Below are 22,927 nucleotides of genomic sequence, written 5' to 3' on the forward strand. Positions count from 1 at the left end.
TCTAATTAAAGAAGTTTTTTTACCGCTTCCAAGGCAGCAACATAGTTTGGCTCTGAAGTCACTTCTGGCACCAGTTCTACATAAGCGACCTTATCATTCTTATCGATGACATAAACAGCTCTTGCCAGCAGCTTCAATCCTTCCAGCAACAGTCCGTAGTTCAGCCCAAACGAACGGTCTTGATAATCGGAGAGGGTCTGTACCTTGTCTATTCCCGCATTACCACACCAGCGTTTTTGTGCAAAGGGAAGATCGACACTAATCGTATAAACAACGACACTATCCGGCAGTGAAGAGACATCCTGATTGAAGTGCCGGGTCATGGCATCACAAACCGGCGTATCCAAGGAAGGAACAACGGTAATTAAGCGAACCTTTCCAGCATCAGTCGCCAAAGTAACTGGCTGTAAGCCATTATCGACAACCCGGAAATCGGGAGCAGAATCCCCCACTTTTATTTCTGGCCCCAGTAAAGTCGACGGATTCCCTTTAAATAAGACAGCAGCTTCACGTTTTTGATAATCACTCATGATATTTCTCCCTGATTGGTTGGATAATCTATATATGACTGAATTTGTAAAAATATTTACATTCCAAAACAGAACTGTCAATCAAATAATTAGTTTAAAGAAAAACCCCGCTGAAAGATTCCAGCGGGGCAAAACATTAGTGAATACCGGTTTAGATCGACCGTTCTACCTCGGTGGAACAATTGTAACGGTCCGGTTCGTTTTTCTGAGGACCTTCTCCGCGACACTTCCCAGAAAAGCGTAATGCAGCTTCCCTTTGCTATGACTTCCCAAGATAATCATATCAACATCCAGACGATCTGCGACCGCCAGAATCATGGAGGTTGGATCGCCGTGATGAACCTCAATTTGGGGAGGATTAACATGATCTTCCGCCATCAGTTCCGTCTCAGTCTTGATAATCTCATCTAACTGCACACGCGTCTTCTCAGCAAGATCGGCTTCATTCAAGGCATTAAACTTTGCCAGTGTATCTGCCCCCATAGTCAGAGCCACTCGGTTGAGAACCGATGAATCGACGGTTGGCATGACGTGCAGAACGTGCACCTGCGCATGAAATTTACAACCTAACTCCAACGCATACCGAATAACTCTTGAGGAACCTTTACTCAAATCCTTGGCAACAAGAATTTTATTCATTTGAAAATTCATAGTGGCCTCCTTTCATCAAATTATCGTTGCCTACAACCCTCTCCTCTAAGCATAGCATAATCAGCAGAGAGAGCACTTATACTGCATTCATCAAGCGGAGATTGCCGGGGACTCTAGCTTTTTCTTTCGCCGCAGTTGAATCATGAAAAGGAAACCATATAGACTCAGGATCGGGATATAAACCAACTCTTTGGGCAATCTATGGGTTGGCACCTGAAGGTTCAGAATTTCCTGATCAAAGTCAATACCCGCTTTCTCAGCGGCACTTGAAAACACCACGTTATCAATAAAGATGCGTCCTTCTTCGTCTCGGGTTTCAAAGCCAACCTCAGCCATACGTTCGGCACCAGTCGTTTCATCACCGATCTTCAGCATAATAACTTTAGTAAATTCCTTACCATTCATTTTTTCGCCTTTAAGGACAAGGCGTAAAGATGAGCCGGGATCCATATCAGCAACGTACTCTTCAAGTTGTGCGGCCGGTTCTTCAATCAACGGCGGGAAAATCCTGTCCCAGACGATACCGGGTCGAAACAACAGCAATGCAATCACGAGCAATGCAGCCGTTTCCCAAATGCGGTTTTTAACCAGCCAAAAGCCCTGTGTCGCCGCCGCAAAAGCCAGCATCGCCAACACCGCACCAACGATAGTGACAAGCAGATGATACCAGTGATCAATGCCAATCAACAGCAACTGCGTGTTGAAGATAAACATGAAGGGTAAAATGGCGGTACGGATATCGTAGGTAAAGCCTTGAATACCGGTTTTAATCGGATCCCCACCCGATATCCCGGCGGCAGCAAAAGCTGCAAGCCCTACCGGCGGAGTATCATCCGCAAGAATGCCAAAGTAAAAGACAAACAGATGGACGGCAATCAACGGAACAATCAGGCCGTTCTGTGCACCAAGATCAACAATAACCGGTGCCATCAAGGTCGAGACGACAATGTAGTTCGCCGTCGTCGGCAACCCCATCCCCAGGATCAAGCTGATAATCGCAGTAAACAGCAAGATCATCATCAGGTTACCGCCAGAGATAAATTCAACAAATTCGGTCATCACCAGGCCAATCCCCGTCAAGGTCACGGTCCCGACAACAATCCCCGCTGCCGAAGTTGCCACACCGATACCAATCATGTTCCGCGCACCAGAGACCATCCCGTTGATCAGATCGGCCAAACCTGAACGGATAGAGAAGTAGTCCCCTTGGGTCTTACGGAAAAAACCTTTGATAGGACGTTGCGTGACAACAATAAAGATCATCAAGACGGTTGCCCAATAGGCAGATAGAGCTGGCGAAAGACGCTCAACAGTCAAACACCACATCAGCACAACAACCGGAAGCAAAAAATAGTAACCAGCCTGAGCTGTCGCCCCCAACGGCGGCAACTCATTAATCTCTGTCGTATGCTCCAGTTCCGGGACCCGACAGGCCAACCAGAGCAGGAACAGATAGGAGACTAGGAGTAGAGCAGAAACAATATAAATCGTAGCTGCACCGCCAACATGCTTGATCCAACCCAACCCGTAGTAAGTCACTCCACCAATAATGATCAAGGTTAAGATGGTAAAAGTAAATGAAAGTATCCGCTGAGAAGCGGTTTTCACGATAGGTCTTTTCATCCCCTCAAGGCCCATCTTACAAGCCTCAAGGTGGACAATGTAGACTAAGGCAATATAGGAGATAATCGCAGGTAAAAACGCATGTTTAATAACGTCAATGTAGTTAATGCCGACATACTCAACCATCAGGAAGGCTGCAGCACCCATGACTGGTGGCATCAGCTGACCGTTGGTTGAACAGGCGACCTCGATTGCGCCAGCTTTTTCAGGTTTAAAACCAACTTTTTTCATCAACGGGATAGTAAACGTTCCTGTCGTAACAACATTGGCGATAGATGATCCGGAAACCAATCCCGTCAAACCAGAAGAAACGACAGCAGCTTTAGCCGGCCCCCCTTTCAGGTGACCTAACGCAGCGAAAGCGGTGCGGATAAAATAGTTACCGGCACCAGCCGATTCAAGCAGCGCTCCAAAAAGGACAAACATAAACACCATCCCGGTGGAGACACCCAAGGCTACCCCGAAAACACCTTCAGTTCCCAACCAGTAGTGCGACATCCCTTTTGCCAGACTGGCCCCTTTATGGGCAATAACGTCCGGCATATATTGACCACCAAAGGTATAAGAGATAAAGACGGTTGCAACAACCATCAATGGTGGACCGAGCGCACGACGGGTGGCTTCGAGTAATAGAATCAGACCAATAACAGAGACCACTAGATCAATCTGCGATGGATTGCCGGGGCGATCGGCAAGGGAATTATAGAAGATATAGAGGTACGCCGAACAAAAAGCGCCTATCAAGCCGACGATCCAGTCCTGGATAGGAATATAAGTCTTAGGGGACTTCTTCAGAGTTGGAAATGCGGTAAAGGATAAAAAGATGGCAAAAGCCAAGTGAATAGCCCGAGCTTCAGTGTCATTGATAACAAAAAAGTTAAAAATAAACGGTAACGGGGAAGCATACCAGAGCTGAAAAAGCGTCCAGATCAAGGGAACGAAATAAAGAACTTTTTTTGAGAAAGAACCAGTCGGATTACGGGCACCAGCCTCTGAATTGGCAAGCTCCTCGGCGAGCTTAAGATCGGCGGCCAATTCTTCTTCTGTGGTCGTACTATCGTTCGTCTTGGTCATGGCATTCTGTCCTTCGGCATGAAAAATATATTCTTATTTTATTGCAATTGTTTTTATTTCAGACGTTCAAAACTCTCAATTCTTCAACATTGATGGCGGCAAAAAAAGTGCACCGCATTATTGCGGTGCACTTTTAATTGTGCGCTAAACAGCCACTTACATCAAACCAGCTTCCTTGTAATACTTGATGGCGCCATCATGCAAAGGAGCGGAAAGACCATCTTTGATCATTTCTTCTTTTTTCAGATGAGCAAAAGCAGGATGAAGCTTTTGAAAATCTTCGAAGTTTTCAAAAACAGCCTTGACAACATTGTAGATAACATCTTCAGGAACCTTGGCTGAAGAAACGAAAGTTGCACCTACACCGAAAGTTTTGGTGTCTTCATCAGTACCACGATACATTCCACCAGGGATGGTGGCGGTACGGTAGTAGGAATTATCTGCAATGATTTTATCAATTTTAGGACCACTGACATTAACCAGAACAGAATCACAAGAAGTTGTTGCTTCTTTGATAGAACCACTTGGATGACCAACAACGAAGACCATAGCGTCAACTTTGTTGTCACACAATGCAGCAGCTTGTTCTGAAGATTTCAGCTCAGAAGCAAGTTTGAAGTCGTCCATGGTCCAGCCATAAGCGTCCATGACCACTTCGATGGTTCCACGTTGACCTGAACCGGGGTTACCGATATTGACACGTTTGTCCTTGAGATCAACAAAGTTTTTGATCCCAGAATCTTTGCGGGCAACAACAGTGAATGGCTCAGGGTGAATAGCAAAAACAGCACGCAGATCAGTGTTTGCACCTTGATCGGCAAACTTGCTGGTACCATGATATGCATGATACTGCCAGTCAGACTGGGCAACACCCATGTCTAACTCGCCGGCGGCAATGGTATTCAAGTTATAAACTGAGCCACCGGTACTTTCGACAGAACAACGAATCCCATGCTCTTTTCTGGTTTTGTTCACCAAACGACAGATTGCGCCACCAGTTGGATAGTAAACACCTGTGACACCACCGGTGCCAATAGTCACAAATTGATTCTCAACGGCCTCAGCCTGACTGACAGGGACAAAACTGGCAGCAACTGCAAAAGCCAGCAAGTACATAAACATTTTTTTCATTGGGACTCCTCCTCAAAAAAGAATGGTTTCTATCCACCCAGTGTGGACAGCAGGTTAAACATCAATAGGATACAACGGTATCTCATTAGCAAAGAAGATACCACTTCTTCAAAAATATCGGCCGGTCAATACAAACTATTGATTTATAATATTGTTTTATACTTGGAAAAGCAGATCAGGCAGAAGAAACCCTCATAACCAAATTAACAGAATTTTTTTCAACAATAGGAATAAGTTTGCAATTTAAGCAGGTTACGCAGAATAACCTAATGAATAGACATAACAAAAGTTATAGGCTTTAGAGATTACAGATTTATTTTAATCGTTTACTCAGTGCTGGTTGGGATATCCCCAATAACCGCGCAGCGATACTTTGATTTCCAGTAGAACGGTTCATCGCCTCTTCAACCAGCAATTTTCCCGCCTGTTGTAGGGTTGGTAAATTTTCCACGCTGGAAAATGGATTGCTGAAAGAATGAGTTTGATCTAACGGCAAAGGCTCAACCTGTGTATCAATCCGTGCCAGAAAGCTCTTCATCGACAAGATTTTTTGATTGTGCTGACTAACAGCATCATACACCATCGCCTCTAACTCTCGAATATTCCCAGGAAAACTGTATGTTGACAACAAAACAACTAATTCTTTAGGTGGTGTTGGCTTCTTTTTTCCTAATTTAACCGCTGCTTCGGTCAGGAAATGATCCAGCAACAAAGCGAGATCATCTTTTCTCTCCCGCAGTGGGGGTAAATGCACATGGTGTGAGTAGAGGCGGTAATAGAGATCACGACGAAACGTCCCCGCCGCCATCTTTGCGTCCAGATCAGCATGGGTCGCAACGACGACTCGGGCAGTCATCTGCTTCGGTTGATCGCTTCCCAACGGATAATATTCCCCATTCTGGAGCAAGCGCAATAACTTAACCTGCGATGCCGAGCTAAGATCGCCAATCTCATCAAGGAACAGAGTCCCTCCTGCTGCCGCCTCAATCATCCCTTTGCGGATATTTTCTGCGCCGGTGAAAGCCCCACGCACATGGCCAAAGAGAGTATCGGCAAATACATTATCATCCAGACCAGCCACATTGATCGAAACCAGTGATCCCTCCTTGGCACTGAGAGTGTGGATTGCCTGAGCGACCAGTTCTTTACCAACACCACTCTCACCGGTGATTAAAATCGGCTGGGTACTTGGTGCCACAGCTTCAATATATTGAAATCTCGCTCGCATGGCGGCACTATTGGTAACAATAGGAGCAAACACCTCAGGATTATCAAGCTGATCGTAGAAAAAGCGACGGCGGATTGCGTGGTTCTCTGACTCCAATTCAATCATTTTTATCGCTCGACGAACACCATCGACCAGACGATCTTCGTCGACCGTCTTGACAAAATAATCGAAGGCGCCAGCACGCATGCAACTTACAGCGGTTTCCAACTGGTTCATACCGCTGAGAATAATGACTCGAATATGCGGATATTCAGCAACAATCTGCCCCAATAATTCTTCCCCGGAGCGGTGCGGCATGGTCAGATCAAGGAGGATCAGACCGATCTCCTGTTGCTCGAGGATGGTCATCACTTCCCGACTGTCGGCACATTGCAACAGGTTGGTAATGCCACCAGGTCCCTCCAGAGTCAAGCTCAGACTCCGCAACCACGGCTGTTCGTCATCGACCAGCAACACTCCAAACGCTGGATATCGATTATCTCCCATCATTGCCTCTCCTCATAAATCGGCAGAAACAGCCTCACCACCATTCCTTGTTGAGGCTGAGATGAAAATTCCAAGCGGCCATGATGGTCCTTCACTATCCCTTCGGAGACCGAAAGACCAAGACCGGTTCCGCCAGTCTTCCGTTTCGTCGTAAAAAACGGGTCTGTTATCCGCCGTAAGTTATCTTCATCCAAACCACAACCCTGGTCACGGACTTCGAGAACAACCATATTGTCCTCTTGATGTTCATAAGTCCGCAACCTGATAGCTTGATCAACAGAGGTTAACGCCTGACAGGCATTCAAAACCAGATTAACCACAACCTGTTCGATACGATGGCCGTTACCACGAAAACATGGTAGAGCAGCACAGTAATCAACCTGAAAGTGCCGCGTTGCTTTACGGATTGCGTTATCGACCAGTCGTAACGCTGAACGGACAACCTTGTTCAAATCGGCCATATCGTCAAGCCCGGAATCGTTGCGACGAGCAAAATCCTTCAAGTCTTCAACAATCCGCTTGATCCGGTTGGAGCTTTCAAGCATCTCCTCCAACATTTTCGGAATCTCCTGACGCATGCGCGAATAATCAAACCACCCGAGCTTGAAGTCACCATGTTGCTGATAATAATCATCCAATATCGGTTCGATACTTTTGTGCGCCTTGGTCAGTTGCGGCAGGCTCAATTGAATCAATCCGTTCGGATTATTGATCTCATGAGCAACCCCGGCCACCAAAATCCCCAGCGAGGTCATCTTGTCAGCATGCAGCAGTTGTTTTTGGCGAATCTGCAACTCTTCGGCCGAGCGCATTCGCTCAGCAATCTCTCGCTCCAACTCCTCCGTCCTTAAAAAAACCTGACGACGTAAAGTCCAGGACCAGAGAGCAAAAGCGACCAAAACCAAGACTAACGGTCCAATGATGAGGGTGCCATAGCGAATAACATTTTTCCACGAAATCGGTTCCGGCTGTAAAACTCCAAGCCACCGTTCTCTGATCTGACGGTACTCGCCGGACTTTTTCAACAGCGAGAGTCCCTCATTAAATCGACCCAGGAGCTCCAGATTGCCCCTCTTCACCGCAAACCCATAGTCCTGAGCAACCAATGGGCGGGCAATGGGATGGATATTATTCAAAGCCGGATCACTGAGAAGATACTCACCGGGCAACTTGGCAACCAAAGCACAGTCATGATGCCCCGAAGCCAGCAACCTGAGGGCATCGGCAAGAGTCTGCACCATATAGAGGTCGGAGGTGATTTCATGCTCAAGCATGTAATCGTGCATCACACTTCCCTTCATCACGATAACTTCCTTGCCGACCATGTCCTTTACTGAGCGAATGGTGGTGTTATCATCGCGAATCCAGATTGATTGATGAACTTTTGCATGGGGGATAGAAAATTCAACCTCCCCGAGACGATCTTCGGTGTGGGCCATCCCCATAAGCAGATCGACATCCCCCTTTTCCAGAGCTTGGCGCATTTCACTCCAGGACGCCAACTGGATATTGATCTCCATCCCCATCACCCGGGCAACAGCTTGAGTCAGCTCAACGTTATACCCGGTAGGCAAACCATCCTGATCCAGATATTCATAGGGGGGATAATTATAATCACCACCGATACGCACCGGCAGATAGAGCTGGGCCGGATCTTCTGCACGGACTTCTCCACCATTGAAGCCGATCAACAGCAAAAGGATCAGGGCAAATAGAAGAATCTTCTGCAAACTAGAACTGTGCATGCCCAGGTGTCCGTGGGAAAGGGATGACGTCGCGGATATTTTCCATCCCGGTCAGGTACATCAACAAACGCTCAAAGCCAAGACCGAATCCGGCGTGTGGACAGGTTCCCCAACGACGGATATCCAGATACCAATCCATATCACCCTGAGCAATTCCCTGTGCCTCCATGCGAGCTTGCAACACGTCAAAACGTTCTTCACGTTGACTGCCACCGATGATTTCGCCGACTCGTGGTACCAGTAGATCCATGGCAGCAACAGTCTTTTGATCATCATTCATCCGCATATAAAATGCCTTGATCTGTTTTGGATAGTTGGTCACAAAGACCGGGCCGTTGAAGACTTTTTCGGTCAAATAACGCTCATGTTCCGATTGCAGATCATGCCCCCATGCTACCGGGAATTCAAAAGATTGTCCCTTCTTTTGCAATTGCTCAACAGCCTCGGTATAGCTGATCGTACGGAATTCTGCCTTGGCCAGTGACTCGAGTTTTTCGATCAACCCTTTTTCGACTCGTTGATTAAAAAAGTGAAGATCCTCTTGGCAGTTTTCCAAGGCATAGGTGACCAGATAACGGAGAAAGTCCTCGCCCAGCTGACAATTATCATCCAGATCGGCAAAGGCAATCTCTGGCTCAATCATCCAAAATTCCGCGGCATGACGGCTGGTGTTAGAATTTTCGGCCCGAAATGTTGGCCCAAAGGTATAAATGTCGGAAAATGCTGTCGCAAATAATTCCCCCTGCAACTGCCCACTAACAGTCAATCCGGTGCGCTCACCAAAGAAGTCCTGCTTCCAATCCACCTGACCGTCGTCCAGCGGCGGATGAATCGGATCCAGCGTACTCACCCGAAACATTTCTCCGGCCCCTTCACAATCATTAGCGGTAATAATCGGGGTCTGCACATAGACAAAGTCCCGTTGTTGAAAAAACTGATGCACCGCAAAGGCAAGCTTGCTACGCATCCGAAATACCGCACCAAAGGTGTTGGAGCGCGGCCGCAGATGGGCGATTGAGCGCAGGTATTCGAGGCTGTGACGTTTTTTCTGCAATGGATAGTTTTCATCGGCGGCACCCACAATCTCAATGGTCCGGGCCTGAACCTCCCACGCCTGTCCTGCCGCTGGTGATGCCACAAGTTCTCCGACCACAACCAGACAAGCCCCGGTCCCAACCTTAGAGGCCACTTCATAGTTCTCAAGTTCAGGAACAAGGACAATCTGTAGCGAAGCGAAGCAACTACCATCATTTAAGGTCACAAATGCAACCCCCTTGCCCCGTCGGATTGAACGAACCCATCCCCTCACACAAACGGACGCTTCGGGCTGCTGTGATTGCAACAACTCCTTGACTGATATCTTTGATAATCCATTCATTGCACTTTTTCCTTTCAGAGCCATGGGAGATCACGAACCTCTGATTATCACCAAATTAAGAGCTGATCTGCAAGTGATATAAAATAAAAAGGCTGCCCTGTTACGGACAGCCTTAATTATCTAGGGGCAGAGATAGAATTCCCCCGCGAAATAAATTTCAAAAAATAATGATGGGCCCCATCCGTTCCACAGAACTCGCAGTCAGTAAATCGGTTTAGACGACCAGGGGTCCGGTGGCATTTTTGATTGGCAGGATCATCTCAAAACAACTCCCTTGCCCAGCCTCTGAACTTACTGCTAAGCGACCATTATGGTTATGGGTAACAATAAAGTAGGCAATTGACAATCCAAGCCCGGTCCCTTGGCCAACCTTCCGAGTGGTATAAAACGGATCAAAGATACGGGTCATAACATCGTCCGTCATCCCCGGGCCATTATCTGTAACTTGTATCGAAACCTGATCATCTCCATAGGGAGATATTCTCAACGTGATTCGGGGATCTTTGATATCGGAGGTCAACACCTGTGCGGCATTCTTGAGCAAACTGAGAAAGACCTGTTGAATCTGTCCGGCCTCACAACAAACATCCGGCACCGGCTGGTATTCACGAACAATGTTGATCTTCTTGAAATCAAACTGGTGGCGCATCTCATAATCACTGGCCGCCAACTCAATCATCCGATCGAGAAGATCGGCAAGAGAACAGGGGATAAAGTTAGAAACTCCACTACGGCTAAAACTCTGCATATTTTCGATAATCTTTGCGGCACGTTGACCAGCATCTGAGATCGAGTGAAGCATTTTTTTACACCCGCGAAGTTGCAAATATTCACTGATTATCTCGATGGTCGTCCCCAAATCTTCCGCTATCTGTCGATTTTTATCTAATTCCGGAGACAAGCGGCGCGACACAACCTGAGCATTTTGCAAGATGACCGCCAGCGGATTGTTAATTTCATGCGCGAGACCAGCAGCCAATCCGCCGATAGATTGCATTTTTTCAGAGCGAACCATCATCTCTTCCAGATGTAATAGTTCGGTGACATCATCCATATAGACCACTGCTCCACCGCCGCCGATTAAGGACAATGGGTAGATCAGAATGTCAAAGAAGCGACTTCTCCCATCCTCCAATTTTTTAAGGCTTTCGACCTTGCGTAAGCGGGTCGGCTTTCGCGTCTGTAATGTCTCCGCCAACGCCGCAGTATAAACCTTGTTGTCAAACAATCGGCAAACCTTGGAGATAGACAGCCCTGCCGCCTCCTCAGCAGAGAGAATACTTTCCTGTTCCGCGCGCTTATTCCAGAGAGTAACTTCCATGTCAAGGTTAACTCCGATCAACACTGAAGGCATGGAGTCAATGATGTTCTGTAAATAGACATGTAATCGCTGGAGAGCCTCTTGAGCTTTTTTCTGCGCCGAAACGTCCCTCACGGTTCCTTCAATATAAGAGATATGACCGGAAGTGCTACGCACAAAATGACCATTCATTGACGCCCAGAAAGAGCCACCATCTCTGCGCAATAGCTGCACCTCAAAATCTCGAACACCATCCTGTTGATGTAGCAACTGCAACCAGCGACGGCTATCAATCGGTTGTTTATAGACGTCATTATGGAAATTGAGGGTTGTCTGCACCGATGTGACTTCCGCTTCACTGACCAGATCGTAACCTAATATTTCCACCAAAGCTGGATTAATCTTTAACAAATCGCCATCAATTGTCGTCTGAAAAATACCGTCACTGGAATTGTTGAAAATATCACGATAGTTCTGCTCAGATTTTTGCAAAGCAGAAACACTTTCTGCCAGATCTGCAAGCATCAGGTTAAAAACAGATTCAATATCCGCCCATTCATCGTGTCGATTTAATTGCATTGGCGAACTGTGGTCCCCCTGCTGGAAAGCCTGCAAACGGGCACTGACCAAAGCCATGGGGTCTTGAATATGTTTTTTAAAAAAAATCTTGATAGAAACCCAGAAGATGATGGCTAACAACAACAACAGCAGTTGTACAATCCCGACCGTATTGATGATAGCCTTATTGATTTGACTCTCGGATTGATGCACAGTTTCAGCAGTGCTCAGATCAAGATTCTCCATAGCGGTTAAAATTTGCTGGGTGAGTTGGCCCAGACCTCTGCTCAACTCACCCAGTCGCACCATTTCATCCTGATATTGTTGCATCTGGAACTGGTAGTATAAAAAGTGATCCACCAGATGCCTGCCCAACCGGTCAACTGGCGCTGCATAATGACTTAAACCTTGCAACTGCAAAATCAGATCGTGGAGTTCTTGTTTCAGCGGGATTGGGGTATCAAACGCGAGATCTAATAAGCGCACAGGATTTTCTTCTGCACTCATCTTGGCAATCATCGCCAACCCGACTTGACATTTAGAAACGAGTAGCACAAGTTGTTCCAAGGAATCCGTATCATCCCCAGCCAATCGAGCCGTCATCAGCTTTTCTGCTGCGATTTCCTGCAACAGCAAAAACAGCTCACCGATATCCTCATCTTCCTCTAAACGCCAGAACAGTAAATAATTGACCCATTCACGACGCTGCAAATAAACCTGAAACTGTGCTTGCAACGTTTCTAGCAAACTTGTCATTTCAGTATCAGAAACAGTTCTCTGCAACTGGGCGATGTCTTTTTCAATCCCTTGGCTTTCGAACTGATACCAAACATCATCAACTTTAAAAGTGCCCTTAAAGACACTGAGACGCGCATTTAACAACCCAAAATCACGACTATTCTGTAAACTTTGAGCGGTATGCTTCAAGGTATTTTCGACGATCTGCCCAACACTTGTCCGCACTCTTTGAGAAGCAATATAGAGGATCAGAGCAATGGCAATAAAGATCAAAATAGCGGCCAAAGAGAATTGCCTTAAACGACCTTTAATGGATAGACGTGATGTATTTTTAAGCATTCAGGGTCCTTAACAAAAAGCAAACCGTCACTATCAGCGAGCGCTGCATTTTATCCAGTCAGCAACTTAGAGCTCTGTTGCGTGCAATATCTGTCATCGTCCAAAGAACGGCTACAAATAATCCACAAATAATGAACTAGAACAAATATAAACAGAACCCAGCAATCCAAACAACAAAAAAAGGGCCACAACGCGGCCCTTTTTAATAACGATTTTCGATTTTTCTCCCTCTCTCAGCTATGTTCACGCGACTTCAAGAACTGCACACCGTCCCATTCTTCCATGGTGTGTCCCAGCCGCCATTCACTTGCGGCCAGATAAGTCAGATGGCCTTCTGCGTCATGTGCCAGCCGTCCCTGTTCCCGTTTTTGGAATTGGTCAAAAAGTTTTCGATCTGCACATTCAACCCAACGTGCAGTGGTATAATCCACCCCTTCATAGACAGCGTTGACATTATACTCAGCCTTGAGCCGCTCCATCGTCACATCAAACTGCAACACACCTACAGCCCCAAGGATAAATTCGGCTCCGGTTACCGGCTTGAAGACCTGCACCGCCCCTTCCTCGGCCAGCTGTGTCAACCCTTTTTGCAACTGCTTCGACTTCAACGGATCTTTCAAGCGGACACGGCGGAAATGCTCTGGAGCAAAGCTTGGAATGCCAGTAAACTTTAGAACTTCACCCGTTGTAAAAGTGTCGCCGATCTTGATCGTGCCATGGTTGTGCAGACCGATAATGTCTCCGGGAAAAGCCTCTTCAACATTAGCGCGATCCTGGGCCATAAAAATTGTAGCATTGGACAATGCGATCTCTTTACCAAGACGGTGATGTTTGACTTTCATCCCACGGGTGAACTTCCCGGAACAGATCCGTAAAAAGGCAATCCGATCACGATGAGCAGGATCCATATTAGCCTGAATTTTAAAGACAAATCCCGAAAACTGCTCTTCGTCTGGCTCAACAATCCGCTCGGCAGTTTCCCGCATTCCTGGGGCTGGAGCCAGCTCAACAAAGGCATCCAACATCTCCTGAACGCCAAAATTATTGATAGCACTGCCAAAAAACACCGGAGTTTGGCTGGCACGTAAATATTCTTTGGCACTAAATGGGTTGGCGGCCCCCTCTAAGAGTTCAATATCATCTCGTAATTCATCCGCCTGACTTCCCAACAGCTGATCCAATTGAGGGTCACTCAGATCTGCAATTTTCACCGTTTTAGTGCTACGGATATCATCCCCTGGCCGGAATAGATTCAACTCTTTACGATACAGGTTGTAGACCCCCCGAAAGCGTTTCCCCATGCCGATAGGCCATGAGAGCGGGGTACATTCAATCTGCAATTTTTCTTCGATGTCGGCAAGGATCTCAAGTGGCTCCAAACCTTCACGATCCAGTTTATTGATGAAGGTGAGCACCGGGGTATTCCGCATACGACAAACTTCCATCAGTTTTTCCGTCTGCGGCTCAACTCCTTTGGCACTGTCTATCACCATCAAGGCACTATCAACGGCAGTCAAAACCCGATAGGTATCCTCAGAAAAGTCCTGGTGACCCGGGGTATCAAGCAAATTAATTTCAAAATCCCGGTAATTAAATTTCATCACTGATGAGGAAACGGAAATCCCCCGTTCTTTCTCGATGCTCATCCAGTCACTGGTCGCATGACGATCGGATTTTCGCGCTTTAACGGTTCCGGCCATCTGAATCGCCCCACCGAATAACAACAACTTTTCGGTCAGGGTCGTTTTACCGGCATCCGGGTGACTGATAATGCCAAAAGTGCGCCGTTTGGCGATTTCTCGTTGCAGTTTTTTACTCACTTGCATTCCCTTTAACTTGTTTGTTTTTAACCCGCCAGCGTTTATGCATCCAAAACCATTGGCTTGGATCACGCCGAATTGCAGCTTCAATGATATCGGTTAAAAGCTGGGTGTTACTTTCAACACTCTGGCCATTATCAGCCGACAACAAGAGCATCGGCTCAATCCAGACATCATAGCGATCATCCGGTTTGCGCAAACAGAATATTGGCACCACAGGAACCTGATATTTCATCGCCAGGTTTGCGATCGCCGTCGTGGTGTAAGCCTTGCGGCCAAAAAAATCCGTCGGCACTGAACCTGGGGGAGAAATATGTTGATCCAGCAAGACCCCGACGCTCCTCTTCGCCCGCAAAGATTTCAATATTCGCTTGGCACCTTTACGGCTGGAGAGAATATTCGCACCAAAACTTTTTCTGATTTTTTCAAAATATGCGTCGGACAATGGATTCTTTAATGGTTTGGCGACAATATCAACGGGGACTCCCAACTCGGTCGGGATAGAGGCCCCTAATTCCCAAAAGCCCAAATGACCTGTCAGGAGAATAGCTCCTCGGTCAAGAGCTAGAGCCTCCTTAAGATGGTTTTCTCCTGAAATATCAATATGATTGCGAACAGCTTTAGGGTCGGACGCTGGCAAATCAAATCGCAACATCTCCATGCTCGACATGCCAAAATGTTCAAAACACCGACGCAGGTTCGTTTCAATCTCAGCAGAACTTAACTCCGGTAACGCCTTACTCATATTTTCTTTCGCCTGCTGGTAGCGACCAGGGAGCAGTTTCATCCCCAAACGTCCGAGGAGACGACCCACTTTCAGCGCCACCTTGCGTGGCAGCGGCCTGATCAGAGCCGCAGCAAGTCGCAGCCCAAGGTACTCAAGACGATGTTTAAAAGAAACAGAAGCCATTAAGTCTATATCCAGAAATGATAAAAAAACGATCTCAGTATCGTGACAAGCCGATGATTATAACGCAACTCCCAGAAAATAAGAAAGTTGTTTTCCCACGGGCAATAAAACATTACCCGATGCTAACACAATATCTTCAGTTTAAGTCATTGTCTTTGTTTAAGTTCTTGACCCACAGAATTGATAATTTTATGCTGCGCTGTTAAAACATCACCTATTCATCCCCCTCAATGTCCTAAGGAGAAAATCATGGCCGTCTTTGAAGTCAATCACCCCCTGGTCAAACATAAACTGGGCCTGATTCGTCAACACGATATCAGCACCAAGGATTTTCGTGAACTCGCCTCTGAAATCGCCCGGCTACTCACTTATGAAGCAACCAAAGACCTCGAAACTGAACCGGAAACGATCACCGGTTGGAATGGCCCCGTCAAGGTTGAAAGAATTAAAGGCAAAAAGATTACCGTGGTGCCAATCCTCCGGGCGGGTCTGGGAATGATGGATGGAGTCCTTGACCTGATTCCCAGTGCACGTGTCAGCGTTGTCGGCTTGTACCGCAATGAAGAGACCTTGGAACCGGTCGCCTACTATGAAAAATTCACCAGCAATATCAACGACCGCACCGCCTTGATTCTCGATCCCATGCTGGCGACTGGAGGCTCGTTGGTGGCATGTATCAATATGTTAAAAAAAGCTGGCTGTACCAGCATCCGTGGACTCTTTCTGGTCGCTGTGCCAGAGGGGATCGAGCGGGTCCAAAAGGAGCATCCTGATGTTGACATCTATGTGGCGTCAATTGATGAGAAATTGAATGAGAACGGCTACATTCTGCCAGGGCTTGGTGACGCCGGAGACAAAATATTTGGAACAAAGTAATCCCCCCAACAACCTTTTGCGGAGAAGGAATTGAAAACATGAAACAGACCCCATCCCCCACAGACTATAACTTTCGGGCGAAGGACTGCCTGCTTGGTGCCCAGATGCTGTTTGTTGCCTTTGGCGCCTTGGTCCTGGTGCCGCTGCTGACCGGGCTTAATGCCAATGTTGCCTTATTTACCGCTGGTGCCGGGACCTTGATTTTTCAAGTGATCACGCGCGGCCGTGTGCCCGTGTTTCTCGCCTCCAGTTTTGCTTTTATCGCGCCCATCATCTACGGGGTTAACCAGTGGGGAATCGCCGGAACCATGTGCGGCCTGGTTGCTGCAGGTCTCCTCTACGCGGTGCTGAGTGTGGTTGTCCGCGTTTTTGGCTCAGGAATTCTGCACAAAATTCTGCCGCCAATTGTTACCGGACCGGTGATCATGGTTATTGGCCTAGTTCTGGCGCCTGTCGCCATCCACATGGCTTCAGGTCGAACCGGAGACGGTTCCGCTTGGTTGGTTCCTGAGACCACCGCGTTGATCATCGCAGGGGTTGCCCTGGCGGTCACCATCTTGGTCTCCCTGCTGGGACGCGGGTTATTCAAACTCATCCCCATCCTTAGTGGCATCACCGCCGGTTATATTACCTCATTAATCCTTGATGGCACCGGTTTCTCGGCCACTGCTCAAGCCGCTTTTGATCCAGGGGCACTACAAAATTGGACAGCTCCTGCCTTGATTTCCATGCAGGCCGTCACAACGGCACCCTGGTTCGCCATGCCCGATTTCACCTTTCCAGTCTGGAACTTGGAAGCGATCCTATTTATTGTCCCGGTCGCTATTGCCCCGGCAATTGAACATTTTGGTGACATTCTGGCAATTGGCGGTATTTCGGGGAGAGACTATGTTGACGATCCAGGGATTGAAAACACCCTCCTGGGTGACGGCGTTGCCACCAGCTTTGCAGCCCTCCTTGGTGGACCTCCGAATACCACTTATTCAGAGGTTTCCGGCGCTGTGGCACTGACAAAATCCTTCAATCCGGCGATCATGACCTGGGCGGCCATCACCGCAATCCTGCTTGCTTTTGTCGGCAAACTTGGCGGTTTCCTGAACACCATCCCGGTTCCAGTCATGGGTGGGATCATGGTGTTGCTGTTTGGCGCCATTGCTGTTATCGGCATCAATACCTTGATTAAAGCGGGAACAGATCTGATGCAACCACGCAATCTGGCGATTGTTGCCATTATTCTGGTCTTCGGTATTGGTGGCATGAGTTTCGATCTTGCGATTGTTAAACTTGGCGGGATTGGGCTTGCTGGTGTTGTTGGGGTTCTCCTGAACCTGATCCTCCCCGCAGGACATGAAGCTTGATATTTACAGAATGAACAGATTTAATCGTAGTTAAAAAAACGGGTTGAACTCTGAAGTTCAACCCGTTTTTTTTATTTACCAAGCCCCCCAAAGATACCCCGGATCGCAGCAGGCAAATCAGCTGGAAGAATAATTGTTTTACTGTTGTTACTCGTCGCCGCTTGTTGGATAGCCTGAACATATTTTTCACCTAACAGGTAATGAACCGACAAATCTCCATGTTGAGCCGCTTTGGCGACCATCTCAATTGATCGCTGAGACGCTTCAGCTTGAACAATTTTCGCCTTGGCATCACGTTCCGCAGCTTCAAGACGACCTTCTGCTTCAAGAATTGCAGCAGACTTCTCTCCCTCAGCAGCGGTGACAGTCGCACGCCTCTCCCGCTCTGCAGCAGCCTGTGCTTCCATCGCCTTAGCCATGGTGGCAGACGGATTGACATCCTGAACTTCAACCGTCTTAAGGGTGATTCCCCAGTCAGCAATATCATCGGATATCGCCTGCTTCAATTTCGCTTTGATATGATCGCGACCGGAAAGGGCGGAATCAAGAGACATCTCACCAATGATGGAACGCAGGCTGGTTTGAATCAGTGCGCCGATTGCCGAATGAAAATTCTCAATCCCGTACACCGATTTTTCTGGGCTGATGATGTTAATAAAACCAATCGCATTGGTGGTAATAACCGCATTATCTTTAGTGATACATTCCTGAGGAGCAACATCAACTTGAATGTCTTTCGTCGTCACCTTGTAAGCCACCGTGTCAACATAGGGGATAATAATATTGAGTCCAGGAGAGAGCGTCTTATGGTATTTCCCCAATCGCTGCACAACATGCTTGGAACCCTGCGGCACAATACGCACCCCCATACCAAGGGTGAAGATAATCAGAACGGCAAAAACGAGGACGATAATCAAACTTTCCATTGAATTCCTCCGATGTTGTTATGATGTTGATGGTGCAAAAAATCACGAGCCAAAGGGCCCTGTTTATTCAATGTCAATAGGTGAAGATGGATCAATTTCCGGAGTACTGACGGGGCAGACAACCAAGCTATTCCCCATGACATCTTTAATCTCAACCGTCTCCCCGGCGTTGATGGCGGTATTGGCAACACAGGGCCAGGTATCACTACCCAGAAGCGGAACCTGAAAACGGACCTCGCCACGTTGTCCCGGCTTACCGGTTGCTTTGATCAGCAGCCCCCGTTCCCCAAGGACCGCTTCACGAGAGAGCCCAGCCATTGTCCGATCGACCGAAAGCGGTTTGATAATTTTAAACCAGCCAAAAGCAAACGCAACCGATGAGATCAACCATAACAATATCTGCCAGTTCAATGATAACGTCAGTCCAGTCCAGAGAATCAAACCAATCAGGCAAGCTCCCAGCCCAAACCAGAAAACCGTAAAAGAAGCCAGAAATATTTCAGCGACGACCAGCAGCATCCCGGCCACAAGCCAATGCCAATAGAGGGGGGTCATACCATCCATTATCATGCTCCTTTTGAAACCATCATCCATGCAGTCATGGTGAGAAAATCAGTGTGCACTTTTTTACTCAAGAAGACAAACCGACCATCAAAGCGAAAGGGCCTGAGCATTCAGAGTTTTCTGTCCCGCTTTGTTGACCAGATTTCAATGTGTCAGCAGGATGGAACTCATCAACAATGGAGAGTCACATCCAAGGCTTGGTCCTTAGGGAAGATCCAAGCTGTCATAAAATCGTTGCAAATTACCTGCGACAACAAAAAACCCAACTCCGGAACTTGTTAGCAAATCTTACGGCACTCCAGATAAAACCGTTTTTCATCCGCTTCGCCCATCGAGAAGGTTTTGCGTGGTAACGCTCCATCCAGCACAATTGTTTTGAACAGGTCGTGCTTGGAGATAGCAGGAAGATAAAAACCCACACAACCGGTCTTACTGCCGAGATCGGTAACCGCTTTTTCACCATGAATATAATCGATACGGGCAGAGGGGTTTTCCTCGAGATAATGGTCAAGAAATGCCTGCAGAGTTGCAACCGTCAACGTATATTCAGGTTTTTCAACTATACACACACCAAATCGGCCGCCAAGAACAATGGGGAAGGCATGAGCGCCTTCGTTTCCTTCAGCAAGGGTCTGTGCCTCCTCAAGATTAGAGCACAATGTAAAATCCAACGGGGTCTTTCGTGCAGCAAAAAAAGCCTTCATCTGTTGTTGCAAATGGACACAATTGACGTTAAACAACACCCGGTGAATCGCCTCAAAGTCGAGCCCAGAATCATGCACATTAACCAGTTCCACCAGCGCAAAACGGGCAGGATGATTCATCACCTGATCAGGGGCGCTAGCCTCTTGCTTCAACTTTTCCCAGATCGCTTTAGCGGTAGCAAACGAATGATTGCCGTCACCCATCGCATAGAGCATTGGGGCACCATCAACATTATATTTTTCATGATAAGCGTCAGGGTCGGCAAGTTTTTCCAGTGCAGTGACGATTTGTTCAATCAGTTGTGGTTGATCAACCCGGTATCCCTTGAGATGACCACCATTCTCCAGCAATTCAAAGTCATAGACGGTTTCGAGTTTTTCAGAGAATAAAGGCTCAATGACCGTTTGCTGCGGGTCATCGATCAAGACCATGATATGAGGCAACTCAATCGCGGCATCCTGACGCACCTTGATTCGTGGAGGCAACCGGTCGAGAATAGTTCCCTCGGTTGCCCGGATCAGACTTTGTGCCCCTGCGGTATAATCATAACGCTCCAGATCAAGAGCGACAATCAGCCCCTTACGTGATGCTGTTGTTGTCGTTTTACGATCAACCAGGATAAAACCGGGTGGTTGTTCTTCCAGACTGCCGTCAGCCAGATATTTTTCCATTGTCTGATTAATTGCACTAATCCGCTCTTCAGTCTCTTCATCGTCTAGATATGCCTCGGGAAAAATCAAATTCAAAGTAGAAATATTCCCAGCCGTCTGCTGTTCCAAGCGCTGCCAATAGGCCTGATCAGAAGTATACTGATCGCAGGCAATCACCGCCCAGCGGTGCATATCTGTCCCCTGTTTCGGCAGCAAAACTTTCGGCAGCTGCATCCCTATTGCTTCAAAAATCGTCTTCACCACAATTATCCCCTTTGGAGTAAGCATTTCTATTTAGGTCTCATAGGTAACATGATTCCAGCAGCTTGAGAAGTATTTGTCAGTGACTATGCTCGCTAAAAATCATATTGAAGCTATTTTCTCAACCTAATTTTTTTTTGCATGTAGAAGATTATTTCCGCAACCTGATTTTTTTTACTTGCAGAAAATCACCTGATGAACTTTAATCGCGGCAGAAAAAAAATGGATAAAGAAAAAGGAATACGGTGAAAATCCGTTGCGGACCCGCCACTGTAACCATGGAAGATATTTCCTTGGAAGCCAGATACTTTTCTTTTCTCATAATTACTGCCTAAGCTTCGTGGATTGAGGAACAGGCAGATCAGTCATGGATAAAAATCGGTATCCCGGACCCTGAATCATCAGGCTCCGGGATTTTTTTTTGGGAAGGAAAAACAATATGAATAAGCTGATATATGTCAGTGGTGGCTGCCGCAGCGGCAAGAGTCATTACGCTCAGCAACGGCTCGAGTCCCTGCCCGGTAAACGCGCTTACCTCGCAACCTGCCCGCAGATCGATGCAGAGATGGAACAACGCATTGTTAAGCATCAACAACAGCGGGCCCATAAAGGGTGGGAAACCATCGAAGCACCACTTGACCTCGCTGGCGCTATTGAACAAGCTCATGGCTTTGACTTTCTGCTCGTCGACTGCCTCACTCTGTGGGTCAATAATCTCCTCTACGAAGCGGAACAACAAGGGATCATCCTCACTGAAGAGGCGATCAGTCATCGCGGAGTTGAACTGGTCAATGCCTGCCGTAAAACCAATCAAACTATCATTTTTGTAAGCAATGAACTGGGGATGGGATTAGTCCCAGCTGACCCCGTCTCCAGACGTTACCGGGATTGTCTCGGACGTTGCAACCAGACTCTGGCAACACGGGCAGATGAAGTTGTATTCATGGTCTCAGGTCTCCCTCTCATTCTAAAAGAAGGTTAAAAATCTCATGCAGTTACTGAATCAAACCATTACTTCTATCGAAGGCCAAAGCGAAACCTCCCGGCAACAGGCGAAGGATCGCCTGGATCAACTCATCATGCCACACTGGGCTTTGGGCCGGTTAATGGACCTAGCAGTCGATATTGCCGGTATTAGCGGCTCTATCCGCCCCAATGTTAAGCGAAAAACCATTGTTGTCATGGCGGGTGATCACGGTATCGTCGATGCCGGAATCAGTTTATACCCACAAGAATTGACAGTGGAAATGGTGCGCGGCTTTGTCAATGGCGTTGCTGGAATCAACGTCCTCGCCAGACAGGCGGGTGCTGACGTCAAGGTGGTTGACATGGGCGTTGCTGGCGACCTTTCCGATCTAGCGATCAATGGTGACATCATTGACCGGAAAATCGCAGCGGGAACCAATAACTTCGCTACAGGGGAGGCGATGAGCCGGGCGCAAGCGATCCGCGCTCTGGAAGCAGGCATCAGCGTCGCTCACGATCTGGCAGGCACCACTGATGTCTTTGGAACGGGTGACATGGGGATCGGTAACACGTCTCCGAGCAGTGCCATTATTGCGACCTTTTGTCAGTTACCGGTCGCAGACACTGTCGGACGAGGAACCGGGCTGGACGACGCACAGCTTGCAAACAAAATCAAAGTTCTGGAGAAAGCGCTGGAACTTAACAACCCTGACCCGACCGACCCGATTGATGTTTTAAGCAAAGTGGGCGGTTACGAAATCGCCGGAATAGCAGGTCTGATTCTCGGAGCTGCAATATTAAAAAAACCGGTTATTGTGGATGGCATTATCTCAACCGCAGGGGCGTTGTTAGCCGCCCGACTGGCTCCTAAATGTACCGAGTACATGATCGCAGCACACCGCAGTGTTGAAAAAGGACAGATCGCAGCATTAGCCGACATGGGGAAAGAGCCACTTCTGGATCTGCAGTTCCGTCTCGGTGAAGGGACAGGGGCAGCGGTCGCCATGAATCTGGTCGAAGGTGCCGTTGCTATTTTAACCGAGATGGCAACATTCAGTGAAGCCACCGTATCGATGGAAAAATAGCCATTCAATCAATCCCAAAAGAGCA

At 47.6% G+C, this 22,927-nt stretch carries 17 protein-coding genes and 1 riboswitch; of the genes, 4 read left to right on the plus strand and 13 right to left on the minus strand.

The window, feature by feature from the left end; translation table 11 throughout:
- Nucleotides 1-5: 5 nt before the first annotated feature.
- The 10 genes from tpx to BLU87_RS03820 form a co-directional block, all read right to left on the minus strand.
- Nucleotides 6-530, minus strand: coding sequence for a thiol peroxidase (gene tpx, locus BLU87_RS03775; protein WP_092344882.1), 525 nt, complete (start codon nucleotides 528-530; stop codon nucleotides 6-8).
- Between the two features lie 165 nt (nucleotides 531-695).
- Entirely contained in the window at nucleotides 696-1,181 is a 486-nt protein-coding gene (locus BLU87_RS03780; protein ID WP_092344884.1) for a universal stress protein, read from the minus strand.
- Nucleotides 1,182-1,271: 90 nt separating this feature from the next.
- The gene (locus BLU87_RS03785) at nucleotides 1,272-3,878 is read right to left on the minus strand and encodes a TRAP transporter permease (RefSeq protein ID WP_092344886.1); all 2,607 of its coding nucleotides are present in this window, start codon (nucleotides 3,876-3,878) and stop codon (nucleotides 1,272-1,274) included.
- A 156-nt stretch (nucleotides 3,879-4,034) separates the two neighbouring features.
- A complete protein-coding gene (locus BLU87_RS03790; protein ID WP_175498256.1) occupies nucleotides 4,035-5,009 on the minus strand; it encodes a TAXI family TRAP transporter solute-binding subunit in 975 nt (324 codons plus the stop codon).
- 313 nt (nucleotides 5,010-5,322) lie between these two features.
- Complete coding sequence (locus BLU87_RS03795; RefSeq protein ID WP_092345457.1) at nucleotides 5,323-6,723, minus strand: sigma-54-dependent transcriptional regulator; 1,401 nt, start codon at nucleotides 6,721-6,723, stop codon at nucleotides 5,323-5,325.
- Nucleotides 6,723-8,468: a transporter substrate-binding domain-containing protein gene (locus BLU87_RS03800; RefSeq protein WP_092344888.1), complete on the minus strand. Its 1,746-nt coding sequence runs from the start codon at nucleotides 8,466-8,468 to the stop codon at nucleotides 6,723-6,725. Before BLU87_RS03800 ends, BLU87_RS03795 begins: the two co-directional genes overlap by 1 nt.
- On the minus strand, nucleotides 8,455-9,846 hold the full coding sequence (gene asnS, locus BLU87_RS03805) for an asparagine--tRNA ligase (protein WP_092344890.1): 1,392 nt from the start codon (nucleotides 9,844-9,846) through the stop codon (nucleotides 8,455-8,457). The genes BLU87_RS03800 and asnS overlap by 14 nt, the downstream gene beginning before the upstream one ends.
- A gap of 214 nt (nucleotides 9,847-10,060) precedes the next feature.
- Nucleotides 10,061-12,781: a PAS domain S-box protein gene (locus BLU87_RS03810; protein ID WP_092344892.1), complete on the minus strand. Its 2,721-nt coding sequence runs from the start codon at nucleotides 12,779-12,781 to the stop codon at nucleotides 10,061-10,063.
- A gap of 233 nt (nucleotides 12,782-13,014) precedes the next feature.
- Nucleotides 13,015-14,601, minus strand: a complete 1,587-nt coding sequence (locus BLU87_RS03815; RefSeq protein WP_175498257.1) for a peptide chain release factor 3 — start codon at nucleotides 14,599-14,601, stop codon at nucleotides 13,015-13,017.
- A complete protein-coding gene (locus BLU87_RS03820; RefSeq protein WP_092344896.1) occupies nucleotides 14,594-15,511 on the minus strand; it encodes a lysophospholipid acyltransferase family protein in 918 nt (305 codons plus the stop codon). The genes BLU87_RS03815 and BLU87_RS03820 overlap by 8 nt, the downstream gene beginning before the upstream one ends.
- 249 nt (nucleotides 15,512-15,760) lie before the next feature.
- Between BLU87_RS03820 and upp the strand changes: the two genes are divergently transcribed.
- Both upp and BLU87_RS03830 read left to right on the plus strand, forming a co-directional pair.
- Nucleotides 15,761-16,387, plus strand: a complete 627-nt coding sequence (gene upp / locus BLU87_RS03825; RefSeq protein WP_092344898.1) for a uracil phosphoribosyltransferase — start codon at nucleotides 15,761-15,763, stop codon at nucleotides 16,385-16,387.
- 38 nt (nucleotides 16,388-16,425) lie between these two features.
- Nucleotides 16,426-17,745 carry a uracil-xanthine permease family protein gene (locus BLU87_RS03830; protein ID WP_092344900.1) on the plus strand — a complete coding sequence of 440 codons (1,320 nt, stop codon included), beginning with the start codon at nucleotides 16,426-16,428 and terminating at the stop codon, nucleotides 17,743-17,745.
- Nucleotides 17,746-17,816: 71 nt separating this feature from the next.
- Here BLU87_RS03830 and BLU87_RS03835 read toward each other — a convergent pair whose 3' ends face one another.
- The 3 genes from BLU87_RS03835 to BLU87_RS03845 all read right to left on the minus strand — a co-directional run bounded on the left by BLU87_RS03835 (nucleotide 17,817) and on the right by BLU87_RS03845 (nucleotide 20,857).
- A complete protein-coding gene (locus BLU87_RS03835; protein WP_092344902.1) occupies nucleotides 17,817-18,671 on the minus strand; it encodes an SPFH domain-containing protein in 855 nt (284 codons plus the stop codon).
- A gap of 63 nt (nucleotides 18,672-18,734) precedes the next feature.
- Nucleotides 18,735-19,235, minus strand: a complete 501-nt coding sequence (locus BLU87_RS03840; RefSeq protein WP_217637428.1) for an NfeD family protein — start codon at nucleotides 19,233-19,235, stop codon at nucleotides 18,735-18,737.
- Between the two features lie 278 nt (nucleotides 19,236-19,513).
- Nucleotides 19,514-20,857 carry a DUF1015 domain-containing protein gene (locus BLU87_RS03845; protein WP_425429683.1) on the minus strand — a complete coding sequence of 448 codons (1,344 nt, stop codon included), beginning with the start codon at nucleotides 20,855-20,857 and terminating at the stop codon, nucleotides 19,514-19,516.
- 204 nt (nucleotides 20,858-21,061) lie between these two features.
- A riboswitch (adenosylcobalamin (AdoCbl) riboswitch) is annotated at nucleotides 21,062-21,214 on the plus strand.
- A gap of 76 nt (nucleotides 21,215-21,290) precedes the next feature.
- Here BLU87_RS03845 and cobU point away from each other — a divergent pair.
- The gene (gene cobU / locus BLU87_RS03850; RefSeq protein ID WP_092344906.1) at nucleotides 21,291-21,833 is read left to right on the plus strand and encodes a bifunctional adenosylcobinamide kinase/adenosylcobinamide-phosphate guanylyltransferase; all 543 of its coding nucleotides are present in this window, start codon (nucleotides 21,291-21,293) and stop codon (nucleotides 21,831-21,833) included.
- Between the two features lie 7 nt (nucleotides 21,834-21,840).
- Entirely contained in the window at nucleotides 21,841-22,902 is a 1,062-nt protein-coding gene (gene cobT, locus BLU87_RS03855) for a nicotinate-nucleotide--dimethylbenzimidazole phosphoribosyltransferase (RefSeq protein ID WP_092344908.1), read from the plus strand.
- The last annotated feature ends 25 nt before the right edge of the window (nucleotides 22,903-22,927 follow it).

The organism is Desulfuromusa kysingii, assembly GCF_900107645.1.
In the GTDB taxonomy this organism is placed as follows: domain Bacteria; phylum Desulfobacterota; class Desulfuromonadia; order Desulfuromonadales; family Geopsychrobacteraceae; genus Desulfuromusa; species Desulfuromusa kysingii.

What these genes read in the sequence shown, in the direction of transcription:
- BLU87_RS03785 (WP_092344886.1), bottom strand. Translation starts at nt 3,878, where the DNA reads ATGACCAAGACGAACGATAGTACGACCACAGAAGAAGAATTGGCCGCC.
- BLU87_RS03800 (WP_092344888.1), bottom strand. Translation starts at nt 8,468, where the DNA reads ATGCACAGTTCTAGTTTGCAGAAGATTCTTCTATTTGCCCTGATCCTT.
- BLU87_RS03810 (WP_092344892.1), bottom strand. Translation starts at nt 12,781, where the DNA reads ATGCTTAAAAATACATCACGTCTATCCATTAAAGGTCGTTTAAGGCAA.
- tpx (WP_092344882.1), bottom strand. Translation starts at nt 530, where the DNA reads ATGAGTGATTATCAAAAACGTGAAGCTGCTGTCTTATTTAAAGGGAAT.
- asnS (WP_092344890.1), bottom strand. Translation starts at nt 9,846, where the DNA reads ATGAATGGATTATCAAAGATATCAGTCAAGGAGTTGTTGCAATCACAG.
- BLU87_RS03830 (WP_092344900.1), top strand. Translation starts at nt 16,426, where the DNA reads ATGAAACAGACCCCATCCCCCACAGACTATAACTTTCGGGCGAAGGAC.
- BLU87_RS03790 (WP_175498256.1), bottom strand. Translation starts at nt 5,009, where the DNA reads ATGAAAAAAATGTTTATGTACTTGCTGGCTTTTGCAGTTGCTGCCAGT.
- BLU87_RS03835 (WP_092344902.1), bottom strand. Translation starts at nt 18,671, where the DNA reads ATGGAAAGTTTGATTATCGTCCTCGTTTTTGCCGTTCTGATTATCTTC.
- BLU87_RS03840 (WP_217637428.1), bottom strand. Translation starts at nt 19,235, where the DNA reads ATGGATGGTATGACCCCCCTCTATTGGCATTGGCTTGTGGCCGGGATG.
- upp (WP_092344898.1), top strand. Translation starts at nt 15,761, where the DNA reads ATGGCCGTCTTTGAAGTCAATCACCCCCTGGTCAAACATAAACTGGGC.
- BLU87_RS03795 (WP_092345457.1), bottom strand. Translation starts at nt 6,723, where the DNA reads ATGGGAGATAATCGATATCCAGCGTTTGGAGTGTTGCTGGTCGATGAC.
- BLU87_RS03820 (WP_092344896.1), bottom strand. Translation starts at nt 15,511, where the DNA reads ATGGCTTCTGTTTCTTTTAAACATCGTCTTGAGTACCTTGGGCTGCGA.
- cobT (WP_092344908.1), top strand. Translation starts at nt 21,841, where the DNA reads ATGCAGTTACTGAATCAAACCATTACTTCTATCGAAGGCCAAAGCGAA.
- cobU (WP_092344906.1), top strand. Translation starts at nt 21,291, where the DNA reads ATGAATAAGCTGATATATGTCAGTGGTGGCTGCCGCAGCGGCAAGAGT.
- BLU87_RS03780 (WP_092344884.1), bottom strand. Translation starts at nt 1,181, where the DNA reads ATGAATTTTCAAATGAATAAAATTCTTGTTGCCAAGGATTTGAGTAAA.